This window comes from Methanosarcina sp. UBA5, assembly GCF_002505485.1.
Taxonomy (GTDB): domain Archaea; phylum Halobacteriota; class Methanosarcinia; order Methanosarcinales; family Methanosarcinaceae; genus Methanosarcina.
In genome coordinates, this window is the sequence record NZ_DAVG01000081.1 from 1 (window position 1) to 3,665 (window position 3,665).

3 protein-coding genes are annotated in these 3,665 nt (G+C 39.2%); 2 read left to right on the forward strand and 1 reads right to left on the reverse strand.

The genetic code is table 11. The features are described 5' to 3' along the window. Positions 1 to 229: 229 nt before the first annotated feature. Positions 230 to 1,360, forward strand: coding sequence for an RNA-guided endonuclease InsQ/TnpB family protein (locus tag BP621_RS08790; RefSeq protein ID WP_292389219.1), 1,131 nt, complete (start codon positions 230 to 232; stop codon positions 1,358 to 1,360). A 117-nt stretch (positions 1,361 to 1,477) separates the two neighbouring features. Here BP621_RS08790 and BP621_RS08795 read toward each other — a convergent pair whose 3' ends face one another. Beyond that, the gene (locus BP621_RS08795) at positions 1,478 to 2,269 is read right to left on the reverse strand and encodes a TIGR00266 family protein (RefSeq protein WP_292389220.1); all 792 of its coding nucleotides are present in this window, start codon (positions 2,267 to 2,269) and stop codon (positions 1,478 to 1,480) included. Positions 2,270 to 2,477: 208 nt separating this feature from the next. Between BP621_RS08795 and BP621_RS08800 the strand changes: the two genes are divergently transcribed. Further along, a complete protein-coding gene (locus BP621_RS08800; RefSeq protein WP_292389221.1) occupies positions 2,478 to 3,650 on the forward strand; it encodes an RNA ligase in 1,173 nt (390 codons plus the stop codon). The last annotated feature ends 15 nt before the right edge of the window (positions 3,651 to 3,665 follow it).

Consider the following 3,665-nt stretch of genomic DNA (forward strand, 5'->3'; position numbering starts at 1 on the left):
TCCTAAAAGCAAGTAATTAAGAGAAGGCCTGTTTTATAAGAACAGGCCTTTTTGAATTTCTAATATTTCTTTCGATTGATTCCTCGCCTTTAGAACAAATTCTATCTCATAATGAATCTCATTTTAGGATAATGGAAGGGCTAATCCCCGCCTTTTCAAAGGTGGGATACAGCCCGTCAACTTTCTCTATCGGTATCTTTATTTAGGTGAAAATACTATTTATAATTATATGCCTAAATTGTATCGTTATAGAATTTATCCAACACATTCTCAGGTTACAAAGTTAAATGAAACTCTGGAACTCTGTAGATGGGTCTATAATGAAACGCTGGCATTGCGAAAAAACGCTTGGGAATCTGAACAAAAAAGAATCAGCTATTATGATTCTAAGAAAATAATTCCTGTCTGGAAAAAAGATAAACCGGAATTGAAAACAGTTCATTCTCATACTCTTCAAGATGTAACCATGCGAGTTGACCTTGCTTTTCAAGCTTTTTTCCGTAGAGTAAAAGCAGGAGAAAACCCAGGGTATCCTCGTTTTAAAGGTAAAGGTTGGTATGATAGTATTACTTACCTACAATCTGGATTCTCTTTAAATGAAAACATATTAACTCTCTCTAAAATTGGAGATATAAAAATCAAGATGCATAGACCACTTGAAGGTAATATTAAACGCTTAACTATCAGAAGAACTTCAACACAAAAATGGTTTGTATCCATTCTTACTGATGTTGATTCTTATCAACCACTTGAACATTCCGATAAGGCAGTAGGTATTGATGTAGGAATCCTCTCCTTTGCTACATTATCAAACGGAACTTATGTTCCTAATCCTAGATTCTACATTCAAGAAGAAAAAGCACTGGCAAAAGCTAACAGGAAATTCTCAAAGGCAGAAAAAGGAACACCCGAAAGAAAAAAATGCCTTAAAACATTATGCAGAGTCTATGAAAGAATTGCTAACAAGAGAGAAGATTTTACTCAAAAACTCAGTAAAAAACTCGTTGATAATTATGGTATTGTCTGTTTTGAAGATCTTAACATTAATAACATGACGAAAAATCACAATCTGGCTAAACACATCCTTGATGCTGCTTGGAGTAAACTTGTAACTTATACTTCCTACAAAGCTGAGAATGCTGGTAGAAAAGTAATTCTCGTTGACCCTAAGAATACTTCAAAGATGTGTTCAAATTGTGGTATGTTGGTAGAAAAAAGTCTATCAGAAAGAACTCACAATTGTCCTTTCTGTGGCTTATTTATTGACCGTGATCTTAATGCTTCTATTAATATTCTCAGATTGGGATTACAATCTGACCGTAAAATCGGAAGATGCCCCTCACTTCAGCGAGGGGAGTAGTCACAAGGATTTCTATTTTATAATGAATCCCGCTTTAAAAAGGATTCTATTTTAGAATCAATTTCCATAATTTTCTATTTTAGAATGGTTTTTTCTTTTTAGGACGGTCTCCCATTTTTAGAATGATCTATCTCCTCCAATCATGCCTCCCAAAATTCCGGTCCCAGCAATGCCATTTTGTTCTTCCCGGTTACGGCCATAGGCAGAAGCTGCAAAGATTCTGTCAGCAAGGCGAGAGAAAGGCAGGCTCTGCATATACACCGTGCCAGGGCCTGTAAGGGTTGCAAGAACAATTCCTTCACCACCGAAAAGGGCATTTTTAAAGTTCCTTGACCAGGTTATATCATAGGTTACGGTTTCGGTGAAAGCTGCCACACAGCCTGTGTCGACACGATAAGTCTCGCCAACTGCCAGGTCTTTTCTTATCACAGTGCCTCCTATATGGAGGAAGGCCAGCCCATTGCCCTTTAATCTCTGCAGGATAAAACCTTCGCCGCCAAAGAACCCTGCTCCTAGCTTGCGAGTGAAAGCTACTTCTATCTCTACTCCGCGAGCAGCGCAGAGAAATGAGTCTTTCTGGCAGAGGAGACTGCCTCCGAACTTTGTGAGATCAAGGGGAATGATTTTGCCCGGATAAGGAGCTGCAAAAGATACATGCCCTTTTCCGGAACCTTTGTGAACAAAGCTTGTAATGAAGAAACTTTCTCCTGTAAGCATTCGTTTAAGTCCTTTTTTGAGGCCTCCGAAAAGTCCGCCTCCTTCATTCCCCATGCTGGTCTGCATCTCAATTCCGGGTCCCATATATGCCATAGCCCCGGCCTCTGCCTGAACGGCTTCATCCGGATCAAGTTCAATTTCAACGATCTGCATATCGTCGCCGATAATCTGATAATCAATTTCATCTGCCATTTTACAACTTCCAGTCTTCTTTGCAAGCTTAGATGTAATAAGATTAGAAACAAATTAGAACCGAATACTTAAAAACATTTTTAATGGACTAAACCATTTTTTAAACTTATTTCATGAAAAACAGGTTATTGTAAAGAAAATGCCTGATATTCCGAAGACTTGCCTGAGAATGATAACTTATTTTATGCCTGAAAACAGATAGATAAACATGAGTAGAGAGGGGAATGAGGAGATAGATCCTCAATTTGTATCTAAGCTTGCCAGTTTCCTGGAGTTTGATAAGGAAAGGGTTCAGCACCTTTTTGAGAAGAACTATCTTGCCCAGAACTGGGGAAAATATGAATATTTATTCCGCTTCGATAAGGAAATCTCCCATATCGAAAGGGGAACTGTGCTTTATGAGAAAGACGGGTCTTTCGAAATCATTATGGGTTTCCCGAAAATCCGGAGAGCCATGGTACTGGATGCCACGATTAAAAAGCACTTTAGCGGCCTTGAGAGAGTAGCCGTGGAAGAGAAAATGAATGGATATAATGTCCGCATAGCGATTGCAAAAGACGAAATCCTTGCAATTACCAGGAGCGGGTATATCTGCCCTTATACGACTCAAAAGGCAAAAGAGAAATTGAATCTGAAATTTTTTGACGATTTCCCTGGACTTGTACTTTATGGAGAAATGATAGGCCCGGACAATCCTTATGTCCCAAAAGATATCTATGGCATCGAGTCAGTAGAGTTTTACATCTTTGATATTCGGGAGAAAAACAGCGGTAAGCCTCTTCCAATAAGCCGAAAACAAGAAATTCTGGAAAAGTACGGCTTTTTCCAGGTAAGATTCTTCAAAGAAATTCCCTTGGAAACTGCTGCTGAAGAAATCGGAGAAATCATCCGGGAACTTGGAGAAAAAGAGCATGAAGGCGTCGTAATAAAAGATCCGGAAATGGTTCTTTCTCCGTTAAAATACACCTCTTCCCAGAGTAATTGCTCGGACCTCAGGCACGCCTTTAAGTTTTACAATGAGACCGGTAGAGACTATATGCTTTCCCGAATTGTCAGAGAAGGTTTCCAGACAGTTGAATGGGACGAAGACAGGATCGAGTTTGAAAAACGCTGCATGCAGCTAGGAGAAAGTATACTGGGCCCTCTCAGAGAATCCATAAAAAGTGTAAAAAACGGTCAGAGACTATATGAGGAAGCAAGAATCCGGGTAAGGGATTTAAAAACTGCAGCCGATTTCGAAGATTATCTTAAAAGACTTGGGATAGATGCAATTTTTGAAGAGCCTCGATCGGTCGGAGAAGAGTATCTGGTAATTATAAGAAAAATCAATAAAAGTACTAATGATAAAACTCAGGCAATCTGGCAGGGTGAAACCTGGTAAGGTTTTCTCTCATAA

Coding starts and splice junctions, on each gene's coding strand:
- BP621_RS08790 (WP_292389219.1), top strand. CDS start 230: ATGCCTAAATTGTATCGTTATAGAATTTATCCAACACATTCTCAGGTT.
- BP621_RS08795 (WP_292389220.1), bottom strand. CDS start 2,269: ATGGCAGATGAAATTGATTATCAGATTATCGGCGACGATATGCAGATC.
- BP621_RS08800 (WP_292389221.1), top strand. CDS start 2,478: ATGAGTAGAGAGGGGAATGAGGAGATAGATCCTCAATTTGTATCTAAG.